Annotated in this window: 13 protein-coding genes; 5 read left to right on the forward strand and 8 right to left on the reverse strand. The window is 60.5% G+C overall.

Going from position 1 to position 16,367, the window contains the following annotated elements; all coding sequences use genetic code 11:
• Positions 1–143 precede the first annotated feature (143 nt).
• Positions 144–458: a hypothetical protein gene (locus AD663_RS19665; RefSeq protein ID WP_003184181.1), complete on the reverse strand. Its 315-nt coding sequence runs from the start codon at positions 456–458 to the stop codon at positions 144–146.
• 49 nt (positions 459–507) lie between these two features.
• Between AD663_RS19665 and AD663_RS19670 the strand changes: the two genes are divergently transcribed.
• The 5 genes from AD663_RS19670 (at position 508) to aqpZ (ending at position 5,835) form a co-directional block, all read left to right on the forward strand.
• Positions 508–1,431: a LysR family transcriptional regulator gene (locus AD663_RS19670; RefSeq protein ID WP_003184183.1), complete on the forward strand. Its 924-nt coding sequence runs from the start codon at positions 508–510 to the stop codon at positions 1,429–1,431.
• Between the two features lie 14 nt (positions 1,432–1,445).
• Complete coding sequence (locus AD663_RS19675) at positions 1,446–2,249, forward strand: alpha/beta fold hydrolase (protein WP_053214393.1); 804 nt, start codon at positions 1,446–1,448, stop codon at positions 2,247–2,249.
• Between the two features lie 4 nt (positions 2,250–2,253).
• Positions 2,254–2,808, forward strand: a complete 555-nt coding sequence (locus AD663_RS19680) for a peptidylprolyl isomerase (protein ID WP_053214394.1) — start codon at positions 2,254–2,256, stop codon at positions 2,806–2,808.
• A gap of 84 nt (positions 2,809–2,892) precedes the next feature.
• Complete coding sequence (locus AD663_RS19685; protein WP_053214395.1) at positions 2,893–4,725, forward strand: ABC transporter ATP-binding protein; 1,833 nt, start codon at positions 2,893–2,895, stop codon at positions 4,723–4,725.
• Positions 4,726–5,145: 420 nt separating this feature from the next.
• A complete protein-coding gene (gene aqpZ, locus AD663_RS19690) occupies positions 5,146–5,835 on the forward strand; it encodes an aquaporin Z (RefSeq protein ID WP_003184193.1) in 690 nt (229 codons plus the stop codon).
• Between the two features lie 16 nt (positions 5,836–5,851).
• On the opposite strand, the gene AD663_RS19695 is transcribed toward aqpZ, so the two are convergent.
• The 7 genes from AD663_RS19695 to hrpA form a co-directional block, all read right to left on the reverse strand.
• Positions 5,852–6,976, reverse strand: a complete 1,125-nt coding sequence (locus AD663_RS19695) for a GNAT family N-acetyltransferase (protein WP_053214396.1) — start codon at positions 6,974–6,976, stop codon at positions 5,852–5,854.
• 179 nt (positions 6,977–7,155) lie between these two features.
• Entirely contained in the window at positions 7,156–8,235 is a 1,080-nt protein-coding gene (locus AD663_RS19700) for an RHS repeat-associated core domain-containing protein (RefSeq protein ID WP_053214397.1), read from the reverse strand.
• Between the two features lie 196 nt (positions 8,236–8,431).
• A complete protein-coding gene (locus AD663_RS19705; RefSeq protein WP_003184201.1) occupies positions 8,432–9,742 on the reverse strand; it encodes an OprO/OprP family phosphate-selective porin in 1,311 nt (436 codons plus the stop codon).
• Positions 9,743–9,964: 222 nt separating this feature from the next.
• Entirely contained in the window at positions 9,965–10,201 is a 237-nt protein-coding gene (locus AD663_RS19710) for an anti-sigma factor (RefSeq protein WP_003184203.1), read from the reverse strand.
• A complete protein-coding gene (locus tag AD663_RS19715) occupies positions 10,195–10,806 on the reverse strand; it encodes an RNA polymerase sigma factor (protein WP_003184206.1) in 612 nt (203 codons plus the stop codon). The genes AD663_RS19710 and AD663_RS19715 overlap by 7 nt, the downstream gene beginning before the upstream one ends.
• 131 nt (positions 10,807–10,937) lie before the next feature.
• Complete coding sequence (locus AD663_RS19720) at positions 10,938–12,059, reverse strand: beta-ketoacyl-ACP synthase III (RefSeq protein WP_003184207.1); 1,122 nt, start codon at positions 12,057–12,059, stop codon at positions 10,938–10,940.
• 338 nt (positions 12,060–12,397) lie between these two features.
• Positions 12,398–16,309: an ATP-dependent RNA helicase HrpA gene (gene hrpA, locus AD663_RS19725; protein WP_053214398.1), complete on the reverse strand. Its 3,912-nt coding sequence runs from the start codon at positions 16,307–16,309 to the stop codon at positions 12,398–12,400.
• Between the last annotated feature and the right edge of the window lie 58 nt (positions 16,310–16,367).

Consider the following 16,367-nt stretch of genomic DNA (forward strand, 5'->3'; position numbering starts at 1 on the left):
TGTAGGCTCCATCTGAGAATGTTGTCAGTCGATGGAGTGAAGGTTAAACGCGAGCATATCGATGAAAAAGCGCAAATAACTGCTGTAAAGCATCGATAATTTCGTTTATAAGCGAAGCAAGCAGTGTCGCTGCCTGCTCTGGCCTATTTCGGCTGGCAGGTCAGCTGGATACGCAGCTTGATGATATTGCGGTTGAACTTGGCCGTGGCGTTCTTGAACTTGCCGGCGGCGACTTCGATCCGGCGGGTGCGAGGCGCTTCGGGGCCGTTGCGAAACACCACGGTGCAGGCCGCGTCGGTGCTGCCGTAGTTGTTGACCTGGATGGAGCCGATGTCGGCATCAGTGTCATAGGCGGTGTAGTCGATGCTCAGGCCGTTGAGGTGTTTCTCCACATCGATCGGGTACGCAAACGCAGTCAGCGGCAGCAAGGCCAGCAGCGCACAACAGATTTTCTTCATTCGGCAGTCTCCACAAGGGACCGCCAGCTTAGGACAAGAGGAGCTCAATATGAAAGCGCCCCGCGTGACCCTTGATCAATGGCGAACGTTGCAGGCGGTGGTGGACCACGGTGGTTTCGCCCAGGCCGCCGAAGTGCTGCATCGTTCCCAGTCATCGGTGAGCTACACCGTGGCCCGCATGCAGGATCAACTCGGCGTGCCGCTGCTGCGCATCGACGGACGCAAGGCTGTGCTGACCGAGGCCGGTGGCGTGTTGCTGCGCCGCTCCCGGCAGTTGGTTAAACAGGCCAGCCAGCTGGAAGACCTTGCCCACCACATGGAACAAGGCTGGGAAGCAGAGGTGCGCCTGGTGGTCGACGCCGCCTACCCCAACGCCCGCCTGGTACGCGCCTTGACCGCGTTCATGCCGCAAAGCCGTGGCTGCCGGGTGCGCCTGCGTGAGGAGGTGTTGTCCGGTGTCGAAGAAGTGCTGCTCGAAGGCGTGGCCGACCTGGCCATCAGCGGCTTCAGTATTCCCGGTTTCCTGGGCGCGGAATTGAGCGATGTCGAGTTCGTCGCGGTGGCCCATCCCGAGCATGCCCTGCACCGTCTCAATCGCGAGCTGAACTTCCAAGACCTGGAAAGCCAGTTGCAAGTGGTGATCCGCGACTCCGGTCGCCAGCAACCACGGGATGTCGGCTGGCTCGGCGCCGAACAGCGCTGGACGGTGGGCAGCCTGGCCACCGCCGCGACGTTTGTCGGCAGCGGCCTGGGCTTCGCCTGGCTGCCTCGGCACATGATCGAACGGGAACTCAGAGAGGGTTTGCTCAAGCGTCTACCCTTGGAACAGGGAGGCACCCGCAATTCCACCTTCTATCTGTTCTCGAACAAGGAAAAGCCCCTGGGCCCGGCCACGCAGATCCTCATCGAACTGCTGCGCACCTTCGACACCGCGCCGCTGGATGCTCCGTTCGCCGCCCCTGAACAAGCCTGACAAGGACTTCACCGATGGCCTATTTCGCCCACGAAGATTGCAATTTGCACTACGAGGAATACGGCCACGGCGCGCCCTTGCTGCTGGTTCACGGGCTGGGCTCCAGTACCCGCGACTGGGAAAGCCAGATCCCGGTGTTTTCTGCCCGTTATCACCTGATCGTGGTGGACGTGCGCGGTCATGGGCGTTCCGACAAACCGCACGAGCGCTACAGCATCGAAGGGTTCAGCGCCGACTTGATCGCCCTGATCGAACATCTGGACCTCGGCCCCGTGCATCTGGTGGGCTGGTCCATGGGTGGCATGATCTGCTTTCAACTGGCGGTGGACCAACCCGGTCTCATCAAGAGCCTGTGCATTGTCAACAGCGCGCCCGAAATCAAAGTCCGCACGCCCGATGACTGTTGGCAATGGTTCAAGCGCTGGAGCCTGATGCGTATCCTCAGCCTGGGAACCATCGGCAAGGGCCTGGGCGCGAAATTATTTCCCAAACCCGAGCAAACCGAGTTACGCCTGGAAATGGCTCGGCGCTGGGCAAAAAACGACAAACGTGCTTATCTCGCCAGCTTCGATGCCATCGTCGGATGGGGCGTGCAGGAACGGCTGTCGCAAGTGGCCTGTCCAACCCTGGTCATTTGTGCCGACCACGACTACACCCCGGTGGCGCTGAAAGAAGCCTATGTAAAGCTGCTGCCCGATGCTCGGCTGGTGGTGATCGCCGATTCCCGGCACGCTACCCCGCTGGATCAACCCGAACGTTTCAACCAAACCCTGCTCGAATTTCTGACCGCAGTCGACTCCACCACTCAGGACCACTGACCCCATGCTGAAAAAAATTGCCCTCGCCGCCGGCACCGTACTGTTTGCCGCCAACCTGATGGCCGCGCCAGCGCCACACGTATTGCTGGACACTACCAACGGCCAGATCGAAATCGAACTGGACCCGGTCAAGGCCCCCATCAGCACCAAGAATTTCCTTGGGTACGTGGACAGCGGGTTCTACAACAACACGATCTTCCATCGCGTGATCCCAGGCTTCATGGCCCAGGGCGGCGGCTTCACCACACAGATGCAACAAAAGGAAACCAAGCCGCCGATCAAGAACGAAGCCAGTAACGGCCTGCACAACGTTCGCGGCACCTTGTCGATGGCCCGCACGTCCAACCCGGACTCGGCCACCAGCCAGTTCTTCATCAACGTGGCCGACAATGCGTTCCTCGACCCGGGCCGTGACGCCGGTTACGCGGTGTTCGCCAAAGTGGTCAAGGGCATGGACGTGGTGGACATCATCGTCAATTCCCAGACCACTACCAAACAAGGCATGCAAAACGTGCCGATCGACCCTGTGCTCATCAAGTCGGCCAAGCGCATCGACTGAGGCGGCACACGGCAAGCCTGAGCGGCGACGGCAATCCCGCGCCGCTCATAGCAAAAAGGAGAGCCCCTGCCAGGGCATTTACAGATGGTTTATCGCCGCTTCGAAACACTGATCGATATCTTCCGCGACGCCCCAACCTCGGCCCCGCCGAACCGGGTCCTGCCCTTCTACACCTATTACCTGAAACAGGTCTGGCCCAGCTTCGCCGTGCTGCTGGTGGTGGGCCTGATTGGCGCGCTGATCGAGGTCGCGCTGTTCAGCTACCTGAGCCGCATCATCGACCTGACCCAGGGTGCGCCCAACGTCAACTTCTTCAAGGACCATGGCCTGGAACTGGCCTGGATGGCGGTGGTGGCGCTGGTCTTGCGGCCAATCTTCGTGGCCCTGCACGACCTGCTGGTGCACCAGACCCTGAGCCCCGGCATGACCAGCCTCATCCGCTGGCAGAACCACAGTTATGTGCTCAAGCAGAGCCTTAACTTTTTCCAGAACGACTTCGCCGGGCGCATCGCCCAGCGCATCATGCAGACCGGCAACTCGCTGCGTGATTCAGCCGTACAGGCCGTGGACGCCTTGTGGCATGTGCTGATCTATGCGGTCAGCTCGCTGGTGCTGTTCGCTGAAGCCGACTGGCGCCTGATGATTCCGCTGCTGATGTGGATCGCCGCCTATATCGGCGCGCTGTGTTACTTCGTGCCGAGGGTCAAGGAGCGCTCGGTGATATCGTCCGACGCCCGCTCCAAGCTCATGGGCCGGATCGTCGACGGCTACACCAACATCACCACCCTGAAGCTGTTCGCCCATACCAACTTCGAGCAGCAATACGCCCGCGAAGCGATCCAGGAACAGACCGAAAAAGCCCAACTGGCAGGCCGTGTGGTGACCAGCATGGACGTGGTCATCACCAGCATGAACGGGATGCTGATCGTCGGCACCACCGGGCTGGCCCTGTGGCTGTGGACCCAGTCGTTGATCAGCGTGGGCGCCATTGCCCTGGCGACCGGGCTGGTGATTCGCATCGTCAACATGTCCGGCTGGATCATGTGGGTGGTCAACGGCATTTTCGAAAACATCGGCATGGTCCAGGACGGCCTGCAGACCATCGCCCAACCGGTCAGCGTCACCGACCGCGACCAGGCCAAGCCCCTGACGGTGGCCCGTGGCGAGGTGCGTTTCGAGCACGTGGATTTCCACTACGGCAAGAAAAGCGGGGTGATCGGCGATCTCAACCTGACTATCAAGCCGGGCGAGAAAATCGGCCTGATCGGCCCGTCTGGCGCAGGTAAATCCACCCTGGTGAACTTGCTGCTGCGCCTCTATGACGTGCAGGGCGGGCGCATTCTCATCGACGGCCAGGACATCGCCGAAGTCGGCCAGGAAAGCCTGCGCGAGCGCATCGGCATGATCACCCAGGACACGTCGCTGCTGCATCGCTCGATTCGCGACAATTTGCTTTATGGCAAGCCCGACGCCACTGACGCGCAACTCTGGGAAGCGGTCCACAAGGCCCGTGCCGATGAGTTCATCCCACTGCTGTCGGACTCTGAAGGCCGCACCGGTTTTGACGCCCATGTCGGCGAGCGCGGCGTGAAACTCTCCGGCGGCCAGCGCCAGCGCATCGCCATCGCCCGGGTGCTGCTCAAGGACGCGCCAATCCTGATCATGGACGAAGCGACCTCAGCGCTGGATTCGGAAGTCGAGGCGGCGATTCAGGAAAGCCTCGAGACCCTGATGCAAGGCAAGACGGTGATCGCCATCGCCCACCGCCTCTCCACCATCGCTCGGATGGACCGCCTGGTGGTGTTGGAAAACGGCCGCATCGCCGAAACCGGCAGCCACGCCGAGCTGCTGGCCCATGGCGGGTTGTACGCCCGGTTGTGGCAGCACCAGACGGGTGGGTTCGTAGGGATAGACTGATGTCTACCTGACACAGTTGCCCCTGTGGCGAGGGAGCTTGCTCCCGCTGGGCTGCGCAGCAGCCCCAACAAGGTTGAGCTCCACCCGGCTCTATGGGGTGACGCTCGATTTTCAGGGGCGCTTCGCACCCCAGCGGGAGCAAGCTCCCTCGCCACATAGTCTTGTGCGAATCGACAAGGTCAGCCCAACAACCAAGGCCTTTCTGAAAAATTCTGTCCAGCAATCATCCTGCCCACACAGCCACGGCATACTCCCCGCCGACCACGGCCAAAACCGCCACCGTCCATGACGCTGGCGGTTTTTTTATGCCGCTGGATTTGTCGCCACACTCTGCTGTACTCAGCTCAGGTTCTGGAGATGAACCTGTCGTAATCTGCTGGATGCATAACCGATTATCACGACTGTTTTTCAAGGATGCTTATGTCTTTATTCAAACGTTCAACGACTGAGTTGTTGGGTACGTTCTGGCTGGTGTTGGGCGGCTGCGGCAGCGCGGTATTGGCCGCTTCCGGGATTGGCGTGCTGGGGGTGGCCCTGGCGTTCGGCCTGACGGTGCTGACCATGGCGTTCGCCATTGGGCATATCTCCGGCTGCCACCTGAACCCGGCCGTGTCGGTGGGCTTGTACGTGGGCGGGCGGTTTCCGGCCAAGGAATTGCCTGCCTACATCATCGCCCAGGTCATCGGCGGGGTGTTGGCCGCCGCGCTGATCTACGTCATCGCCAGCGGCAAGGAAGGCTTTGACCTGGCCGCGTCCGGCCTGGCCTCGAACGGCTACGGCGAGCATTCGCCCGGTGGCTATTCAATGGCGGCCGGTTTTGTGACCGAGCTGGTCATGACGGCGATGTTCATCCTGATCATCCTCGGCGCCACCGATAAACGCGCACCGGCCGGGCTGGCACCGATTGCCATCGGCCTGGCCCTGACGCTCATTCACCTGATCTCGATTCCGGTCACCAACACCTCCGTCAACCCGGCCCGCAGTACCGGTCCGGCGTTGCTCGTCGGCGGCTGGGCCATCGAGCAATTGTGGCTGTTTTGGCTGGCACCGCTGTTGGGTGCTGTCATCGGCGGTGTCTCGTACCGCTGGTTGGCCAACGAAGAAAGCTGACTCACACCCGCGAAGATCAGCACTGTCGATAGGGCAGTGCTGCTTTCGCCTCTTCGGCATAGGCCAGCACGCCCTCTTGCTCGCGCACGAGGAAGTCCGCCACCGCCGCCTTCAACCCCGGATGCCGCAAGTAGTGCCACGAGCGGGTAATCACCGGCTCGAACCCGCGAATCAGCTTGTGTTCGCCTTGGGCACCGGCATCGAAGCGCTGCAAACCCTGGGCGATGGCATAGTCCATGCCTTGGTAAAAACAGGTTTCGAAATGCAGGCGGTCGAACTCCGCCAGGCAGCCCCAATAACGCCCGTAGAAACTGTCCCCGCCCACCAGGCTGAACGCCATCGCCACCGGCCGTGAACCTTGCTTGGCCAGCACCACGCGAATGGCCTCGGGCATGCGCTCGGCCAGCAGGCTGAAGAACGCCCGGGTCAGGTACGGCGCCTGCCGTCGCACCGCGTAGGTGTTGGCATAACAGGCGTAGACAAAATCCCACTGGGCCTCGTCCAGTTGATGGCCTTCGAGCCACTCGAACTCGATGCCCTGCCCCGCCACTTGTTCACGTTCCTTGCGCATCTGCTTGCGCTTGCGTGAACTGAGCGCGTCGAGAAAATCCTGGAAGTCCCGGTAACCACGATTTTGCCAGTGATACTGACAGCCAATCCGCTGTAACCAGCCTTCTTGTCCGGCCAGCGCCGCATCGGTGAAGGCATCGGTGAAGTTGATATGGGCGCTGGAAAGGCCTTCGATTTCCAGATAACCCGGCAGGCTGCCCAGCAGCTCCAGGCCATCCTCGACACGGGCCGCCAGCAATCGCGGGCCGCTGACCGGACTGAACGGCACCGCCGTCAGCAACTTGGGGTAATACTCGATCCCGGCCCGGGCACAGGCATCGGCCCAGGCGTGGTCGAACACGTATTCACCGTAGGAATGCCACTTGCGATAACTGGGCAGTGCCGCCAACAGACGACCGTCTTCAATGTGCAGCAAATGCTCGGCCTGCCAGCCCGATTGCGGGCCGAGGCTGGCACTGTCTTCCAGGGTACTGAGGAAGGCGTGGCGCAGGAACGGTTGATTGGCGGGTACCAGGGCGTCCCATTCTTGCGGCGCGATGGTGGATAGGGTGTCCAGTACGTGAAGCGGCATGCAGTTCCTCGATATCCAGACAATGGATGGAGCGAGTATCGCCGATCCGGACGGTAGGAACGAGATGCAGGGTACTTTTTTACGGGCTTGGGTGATGAATGATCCAAAATAGGATATTGGCGGTACTACTCGATACCTTGCTGCTCGAGAAAATCAGTTATTAGAGGTCGCCCCTTTCCTTATTTGCGAATATTCTTCATTTCCGCCGCTCCGAGATTTAAATTCTTAAAGTATTTTTCCTGTTCCGCCCCCTTTGCTAATGCGATCATTTTTTTGTCAGCCCCTGCAATGATTCTAAAATCCCTCAGACTATGCCTGGTCACTCCGGATTTATATATGTGATCTCTGGCAAACTGATACTCCACCTTGGCAGCCTCCAACACCTTGACACTGCGTTGATACTCAGCCATCGCAGCAAGTTTTTCATCCAGCAGCCCAGGATGACTATAGAACTCATAAGTTAAATAATCCGCTCTCCGAGAATCGGCGACATCTTCATAGAATCCCATTCTCTTCTTGAGAACCGCTACATCTTTAGGTCTAATTTTTTTTATGGACGCTGGACTTGCAATGCCTAACCCTGCTTTATCTGGATTAGTTCTTAGAAAACTCTCAGGAATACTTGTAGATCCGGGACGGTATTTAGCGGACGCCGTGGTATTAGTGAAAAACCTTATAAGACCCCCAAAAGAAACATGCCCCGTCGGATCCACATTATTAATCGGATCCCCTTCGCAATACATGTAAGCATTCAAGCCCCCTTTACCAAACGGACTCAAGTTGTCCGGACTGTGAAACCTCATCAATCGCGGGTTGAAGACCCGGTAGCCATTGCCTAGAAAATACCAACCGCTTTGCGTTTCGCGCCGCTCGCCGTTGTAACCCAAATGACTGTTCGCCGAGCTGCCTTCAACCCGATGGCCATAGGGTGAATACGCAATACTCGTGAGTCCCCGCCGAGTAACTTCACCCATCACGCTGTTCTTATCATCGCCCATCAGCAATATGGGACTGGCATCACCACCGGTTTGGCACTCGGCGAGCACCACGCCCTCTGCACGCACGAAGGTTGTGCTGACAGTCCCGCTGACCTCACTCGCCAGCTCATCGTTTCGGTAGAACCGATGCTCTTTGCCCTCGGACGTAGTGCGCCCGATCAAGCTATCGAGTGCGTCGTAGTGAAAGCGGGTGGTCGGCTCATCGGGCGAGGCACCGAAGTTGGTAATGGGGTGATTGGACCCAAGATCTGAATCCGCCATGATCGACTCTCCAGGTGAGCTATGGTGGCCTGAGGAAGTAAGCACGCTTTCCGGATACGGCGAAACTGTCAGGGTTGACAGGTGGTTGCCCATACAGCACTTCAGGCAAATACGAAGTAAAAAAAACCCCACCAAAGGCGGGGTTCAAAGGAGCTTTAACGGATGAAGCAAGAACGCTGTATCAAATCAGCACCGTTTAGAACACGTACTGAGCGCGCATGACAAAACCGTCGCCGTCGTCGTCGCCATTGGCGTTGGTGACTTTGTCGGTCTTGGCCTTGATGTAGGCGGCGGAGATTTTCACCGCTTCGTTGGCGTACCAGTTCACACCCAGGTTGTGCACTTTGGCTTCGGCGTCGCCCACGTCGCGGGTGGCGCTGGCGGTGGTGATGTTGTCGTCTTCGACGGTCATGCTGTCGAAGCGATAGAACACTTCCCAGGCACCGATGGATTTGTTCTGGGGCTTGATCGCGTCGAACTTGCCGACTTTATAGCCGCGGGATTCGCCGGTGAGGGTGTAGGCACCCTGGACATAGAAGCCGTGGCCCTTGATGTCTTCAAAGCCGTCGGCATCCGCCTTTGTCTTGCGAGTGATGTACTCACCCTGGATCGACGCCGGGCCCATGGCGAAAGCGGCTTCCAGGCCGAACGCGGTGTCGCGGTCGTAGGAACCGGCCGGCGAGTTATTGGCGCCGCCCAGTACCGGACGGTTGCCGTTTGTGCCGGCGTCGTTGCCGCCGAGGGTTTCAACGCCGCGCATGCCCAGGCGGGAGCGATAACGGGCGTCGAACACGGTGTCGGAAACATCACGCGAAGCTACGTTCAGACCGAAGTGCAGGACATTGCCGGCGTCATGCATCGGCGCGAAAACGAAGCGACCATTGACCTGCTTGACGCTGTTGCCGTCGGTGTCGTTGTTGTCTTTGCTGAACACGCCGGCCGACGCGTAGAACGAATCGGCGAAGGTGCTGGACGCCTGCAAGCCCATGCCGTTCTGATGGCTGTTGGCCCAGTCGATCAAATCATAGGCCGCGTTACGCTCAGGTGCGGTGACCCACTTGGAACTGGTGGCTTTTTCCAGGCCGAAGTCGGGGTCGAAACGGCCGACTTTGATCGAGACCGGTTTGAAGCCGTTGTAGGCCAGGGACGCCTCGTCGAAGTAGCCGTCATCGGAACTGCCACTGTTGTGGGACATGTCGTAGTTGATGGTGTAGGCCCAATCCGTGTACAGCACGCCGGACAGTTCCAGGAAGGCGCGACGGATGTACGCGGCGTCGGCGGTGTCACCGTTCTTGGTGTAGAGACCGTCGAACTGGCTGTAGTCAGCCTGCACACGACCGCCGAGCTTGAAGCTGAACTCTTTGTCGGTGGTAGCGACCTCAAGGCCGCCCTTGGTTTTGACCACGATATCGGCGCCGTCGGTGGTGACGGTGCCGGCGAAAGCCTGGGCGGTTACTGCCATTGCCAGTGCGCTGGCGGCAACACCTGCGAAGTGCTTACGGATCATCGAAGAATTCCCCTGTTGGTAGTCTATGCGTTAGAAAACACGCGGAACTGGGCCCGCTGGTGTTGGGAGGGGATCTTGGCGATGGGTGATGTCAGGCAAGTTGCCATCAGATAAAGATTTTATGACAGTGGAACTTTTTACTTCGAAAGGAAATAACTGAGAAGCAGCGGCAAGGGGTGAGCTGCAAGGGGCAAGTTAGAGCAGTCGGGGTGGGTACAGGAACTATGAGTGGTGACGCTTACGTTCAGCCGCGAGTTTTTCAGCAAGGTGATCCAGGTTGGGAATCGGGGCTTCAGGCAGCTTTTTGAGGGTCGCCTGCATCAGGCGCATCTGGCGGATAAACCGCCGGCAGTTGGGGCAGAACATCAGGTGGTGGCGCACCATCAGGCGCTCACGGAAACTCAGTTGGCCGTCGAGATAATCGCTGGAGCGCGCGACTTGTTCCTTGCAGGTCAGCATTCGCCGGTTTCCTCGAAATGTTCCACGGTCGCGAAGACCTTCAGTCGGGCGCGATGCAGCAGCACGCGTACGTTGGAGAGCGAGATGTCGAGTAGATTACAAATCTCTTCCGGCTCCAAGCCCTGGCGTTCACGCAGCGTCAGCACGCTGCCTTGCAGTTCCGAGAGGCTGAGCAAAGTATGTTCAAGGCAATCGCGGAGTTCGTCCATCGTCAACAGTGCTTCCGGCGTGTCCTGGTGCCAGGCGAACGGCGCCTGCAGCCAGTGGCCGTCGGCGGCGAAACGATCATCGCCCAGGGTACCGTGGGGTGACGGAAGATCATTGAGCGGCACTTCCCGACGGTTTTGTTTGTAACGCCCTTTGGCAGCGTTGGCCGTGATGGTCAACAACCACGTCTTGAGGCTGGAACGTCCCTGGAAGCCATTGAGGTTGCGCACCACCGACAGCCAAGCGTCCTGCACCACTTCGTCGGCATGGCGGCTACCGACGATGGCATAGGCTACCGCGCGCATAGCGCCCTGGTAGGTGCTGACCAGTTCCCTGTAAGCCTGTTGCTCGCCGGCCAGCAGGCGTGTGAGCAGTTGGGTGTCAGTGGTGACCGTCATACAAAACCCGTTGCCTGGCGATGTTATGTGGCGAGGGAGCTTGCTCCCGCTCGGTTGCGTAGCAGCCGCAAAATCTTGGGGCCGCTTCGCAGCCCAGCGGGAGCAAGCTCCCTCGCCACAAAAGCGATCGATCAACGCTTGCGCAGGATCACGCTACCAATCGAATAACCAGCGCCGAACGAGCTGAGCACCGCCACAGCGCCGCTGGGCAGGTCGTCCTGGTATTTGTGAAACGCAATCACCGAACCAGCCGAACTGGTGTTGGCATAACGGTCGAGAATCACCGGTGCTTCCTCTTCAGTGGCTTCGCGGCCGAGCAGCTTGCGCACGATCAGGTGGTTCATGCTCAGGTTGGCCTGGTGCAGCCAGAAGCGCTTCACTTCGCCGACGCTCAGTTGGTTTTCTTCCAAGTGGGCACCGATCAATTCGGCCACCATCGGGCAGACGTCGCGGAACACTTTGCGGCCTTCCTGGACGAACAGCTTGTCGCGGCTAGCGATGCCTTCTTCGGCGGCGCGGTTGAGGAAACCGAAATTGTTGCGGATGTTGTTGGAGAACTTGGTGAGCAGTTTGGTGCTGACCACGTCGAACTGGTACGGCGAGGTCGCCTGGTCCGCCCGTTCGATGATGACGGCGGTGGCCGCATCGCCGAAGATGAAATGGCTGTCGCGGTCACGGAAGTTCAGGTGGCCGGTGCACACTTCCGGGTTGACCATCAGGATCGCCCGGGCCTGGCCCAGTTGCACACTGTTGGCCGCCGCCTGGATGCCGAAGGTTGCCGAGGAGCAGGCCACGTTCATGTCAAAACCGAAACCTTCGATGCCCAGGGCCTCCTGAACTTCGATGGCGATGGCCGGGTACGGACGCTGCAGATTGGAACAGGCGACGATCACCCCGTCGATGTCGGCAGCGGTGCGGCCGGCGCGTTCCAAAGCCTGTTTAGCGGCACCGACAGCCATTTCGCAGAGCACCGACCATTCGTCGTTGGAGCGTTCAGGCAGGCGCGGCGTCATGCGTTGCGGGTCGAGGATGCCGTCCTTGTCCATGACAAAGCGGCTCTTGATGCCAGAAGCCTTTTCGATGAACGCCGCATTGGATTCGGTCAATGCCTCGACTTCACCGCGCTCGATGGCGTCGGCGTTGTCGGCGTTGAATTGGGCGACATAGGTATTGAAAGATTGCACCAGCTCTTCGTTGGAAATGCTGTTGGCCGGGGTGTACAGGCCGGTGCCGCTGATGACGACGTTATGCATGGTCGTGTCTCTGATCTGTTCAGGCAGAAAGTATTGGCACCGACGTACCAATACGCAAAGGGACTTTTCCCATCCCGGGAAGCAGCCCTGGCATCGCTTTATTCCGATCCGCCCGTGGCATTGAAGCTCAAAACCACGGGACCGGCATTTATAGGCGCGAAGTTTGCCATAAACCCGGGGGGATTGGCTCATTCTCCCTTACTTAACGCCATAACCCCTGTGGGAGCGGGCTTACTCGCGAAAGCGGTGGGTCAGCTTGCATCAATGTTGAATGTGCAATTGCATTCGCGAGCAAGCTCGCTCCCACAGGGGTCCGGTGGTGTTCAGCTGATTGGGTTTCAACCCTCCACCTGCCCCCACTGCTTGCCCAGGCGCTTATCGGAAATCGGCACCTTGGTCCCCAGTTGCTGGGCGAACAGCGATACCCGGTATTCCTCCAGCCACCAGCGGTACAGCTCCAACTGCGGGTCGCGCTTGCCTTCCTGGGCGTGTTTGCTGGCGCGGGCCTGGTATTGGGCCCAGAGGTTCGACAGTTCGCCGCTCCAGACCCGGTCCTTTTGCACCTGGCTGCCCAGCTTCTCGAAGCGTTGCTCGATGGCCTTGAGGTAGCGCGGCATTTCCTTGAGCCACTGATGCGGGGTTTCGCGCACGAAGCCCGGGTACACCAGATGGCTAAGCTGTTGCTTGATGTCGTTCAGTGCCACGGCCTGGGCCAGGTCGATCTTGCCCTTGAAGCGCTTTTGCAGGCCGTGCCAGAGCTTGAGGATGTCCAGGGTCAGCTTCGCCAGGCGTTCAGCATGCTCGGTCCAGCCGCCACGCTTGCGCTCGGCCAGGGCAGCGAGCGCGGCGCCGTCGCGGGGCAGGCTCGCTTCGCCTTCGAGCACGCAGCTGTCGAGGCTGGTAAGCAGGATGTCTTCCACCAGGCCGTCGATGCGGCCCAAGTCGCGGTACAGCAGGCCCAGTTCCGTCAGCCCCGGCAGCTTGCCGCGCAGGAATTTGGCCGACTCGGCCAATTGCTGCATCAGCAAGCGCTGCAACGCGCGGCGATGTTGGAATTCGGCTTCGGCCGGTGTGGGAAAACGGCCTTCCTTGACCACGCCACCCTCTTCCACCAGCGCCGGATAGACCGTCATCGACAACCCGGCGATCTTCTGCTGGGTTTTCTCGGCCACCGGCGCGAAGACTTTTGCCTCCACCGGCGCCTGGCTTTTGGCCGTTTGCGGCACGGCCAGGGCCGCCTGGCTGGCTTCGGCAAAACGCGCCGTCAGTTCGGCCAGGTCACGGCCTTCGCCCAGGAATTTGCCTTGGGCGTCGACGATTTCCAGGTTCATGCGCAGATGGCTTTCCACCTGCTGCGCGGCTTCCGCCCAGGCTTCGTCGCTGACCCTTGCGCCGGTCATGCGCAACAGCTCACGGCCCAGGGCTTGTGGCAACGAACCTTCGGCGAAGGTGATGCGTTGCAGCGCCGCCTTGACAAAGTCGGGCACCGGCACGAAGTTCTTGCGCAAGGCCTTGGGCAGGTTGCGCACCAGGGCGATGCACTTGGCCTCGATCATCCCCGGCACCAGCCATTCCAGGCGCTCTGGCGGCAGCATCGGCAGCAACGGCGCCGGCACGCGCAAGGTCACGCCGTCGCGCGGATGGTTGGGCTCGAAGTGATAGCTCAGCGGCAAGGTCAGGTCACCGACGCGCAACGTGTCGGGGTAATGCGTGGCGGTGACTTCACTGGCCTCGCGGGCCAGCACATCTTCTTCGCGCATGATCAGCAACTGTGGATCTTTCTGGCTGTTGATCCGGTACCAACTGTCGAAGGTCGCGGTCTGGTGGATCTCGGCCGGCAACCGTGCGTCGTAGAAGGCGAACAGGGTTTCCTCGTCCGCCAGGATGTCACGGCGACGGGCCTTGGCTTCCAGCTCGTCGAGCTGTTCCAGCAAGCGGGTATTGGCGCTCAGGCATTTGGCCTTGGACTGGATCTCGCCACGCACCAGCGCCTCGCGGATGAACAACTCACGGGACACCACCGGGTCGACCGGCCCGTAGTGCACCGGTCGGCGACCGACCACGATCAGCCCGAACAGGGTGATCTGCTCATAGGCCACCACTTGTCCACGCTTCTTCTCCCAATGGGGTTCGAAGTGGTTTTTCTTGATCAGGTGCCCGGCCAGCGGCTCGATCCAGTCTGGTTCGATCTTGGCCACCATACGCGCGTACAGCTTGGTGGTTTCCACCAGCTCGGCGGTCATCAGCCACTGTGGGCGCTTCTTGCCCAGGCCCGACGACGGATGAACCCAGAAACGCCGCTGACGGGCACCGAGGTAGTCGCCGTCTTCGGTTTTCTGGCCGATCTGGCTCAGCAGGCCCGAGAGCACCGCTTTATGCAGTTTCGGGAAATCCGCCGGCTCCTTGTTGAGGCTCAGTTGCATGTCCCGGCAGATGAGGCTCAATTGCCGATGGGAATCGCGCCATTCGCGCAGACGCAAGTAGTTGAGGAAGTTCTTGCGACACCAGTTGCGCAGCGGGCTGGCGGTCAATGCCTGGCGCTGCTCCTCGAAACCGCGCCACAAATTGACCAGCCCGGCGAAATCCGAGTCCGGGTCTTTCCATTGGGCGTGGGCCTGGTCGGCAGCCTGTTGGCGCTCGGGCGGACGCTCGCGCGGATCCTGGATCGACATGGCGCTGGCCACGATCAAGACTTCCTGCAAACTGCCCAGCTTCGCCGCTTCCAGCAGCATGCGGCCCATGCGCGGGTCCACCGGCAAGCGCGCCAACTGGCGGCCCAGCGGGGTCAGTTGACTGTTGCGATCCACCGCCGACAGCTCTTGCAGCAGGTTGAAACCATCGCTGATGGCCTTGCCGTCCGGCGGCTCGATGAACGGGAAGTCGGTGATCTCGCCGAGGCGCAGGTGCAGCATCTGCAAAATCACCGCCGCCAGGTTGGTGCGCAGGATCTCCGGGTCGGTGAATTCGGGCCGTCCGAGAAAATCTTCCTCGCTGTACAGCCGCACGCAGATCCCCGGCTCGACGCGCCCGCAACGGCCCTTGCGCTGGTTGGCGCTGGCTTGGGAAATCGCTTCGATGGGCAGGCGCTGGACTTTGGCGCGATAGCTGTAGCGGCTGATACGCGCGGTGCCGCTGTCGATCACGTAGCGGATGCCCGGCACGGTGAGCGAGGTTTCGGCGACGTTGGTCGCCAGCACTACACGGCGGCCCGGGTGAGACTGGAAGATCCGTTGTTGTTCGGCCGGCGACAGGCGCGCATACAGCGGCAGGATCTCGGTGTGCTTGAGCTGGGCCTTGCGCAGCATCTCCGCCGCATCGCGAATCTCGCGCTCGCCCGGCAGGAACACCAACACATCGCCAGGGCTGCGGCGCTCGCTGCGCTCGTAGGCGGCGATTTCGTCGAGGGTGGCGAGGATCGCTTGGTCGACGGTCAGGTCGTCCTCGACGCGGTTGCCCTCCTCGTCCTGCTCCAGGGTCAGCGGGCGATACCAGGTTTCCACCGGGAAGGTGCGCCCCGAGACTTCGACGATGGGCGCGTCATCGAAGTGTTTGGAGAAGCGCTCCAGGTCGATGGTCGCCGAAGTGATGATGACTTTAAGGTCAGGACGGCGCGGCAGCAGAGTCTTGAGATAACCCAGCAGGAAGTCGATGTTCAGGCTGCGTTCGTGGGCTTCGTCGACGATAATCGTGTCGTAGCGCTCGAGGTAGCGGTCGTTCTGGGTCTCGGCCAGCAGGATGCCGTCGGTCATCAGTTTGATCAGGGTGTTGGCGTCGCTCTGGTCCTCGAACCGCACCTGATAACCCACCAGCGCCCCCAACGGCGTCGCCAGCTCCTCGGCCACACGGCTCGCCACGCTACGGGCGGCGATCCGGCGCGGCTGGGTGTGGCCGATCAGGCCATGCTGGCCACGACCGATTTCCAGGCAGATCTTGGGCAACTGGGTGGTTTTACCCGAACCGGTTTCGCCGGCAATGATCAGGACCTGATGCTTGAGCAAGGCGTCCTTGATTTCGTCGCGCTTGGCGGCGATCGGCAAATTGTCGTCATAGCGGATCACCGGCAGGCTGGCCTTGCGCGCCAATACCTGGTCGCACGATGCTTGCATGCGCACCACCCATTGGGCCAGCTTGGCCTCATCGGGCTTCTTGCGCAGCTCGAGCAACTGACGCCGCAACCGGTGACGGTCGGCGAGCATGGCGTGGTCGAGGTTTTTCAGCAGCTTGTCGATAGCGGGGGCTTGGTCAGTCATCAGGTACGCAGGGGTCGTCGGTTTGTGCAGGGGGCGGATTGTCGCAGATTTGTGCGCA

Origin of the sequence: Pseudomonas sp. Q12-87 (genome assembly GCF_001269755.1) — a bacterium.
In the GTDB taxonomy this organism is placed as follows: domain Bacteria; phylum Pseudomonadota; class Gammaproteobacteria; order Pseudomonadales; family Pseudomonadaceae; genus Aquipseudomonas; species Aquipseudomonas fluorescens_S.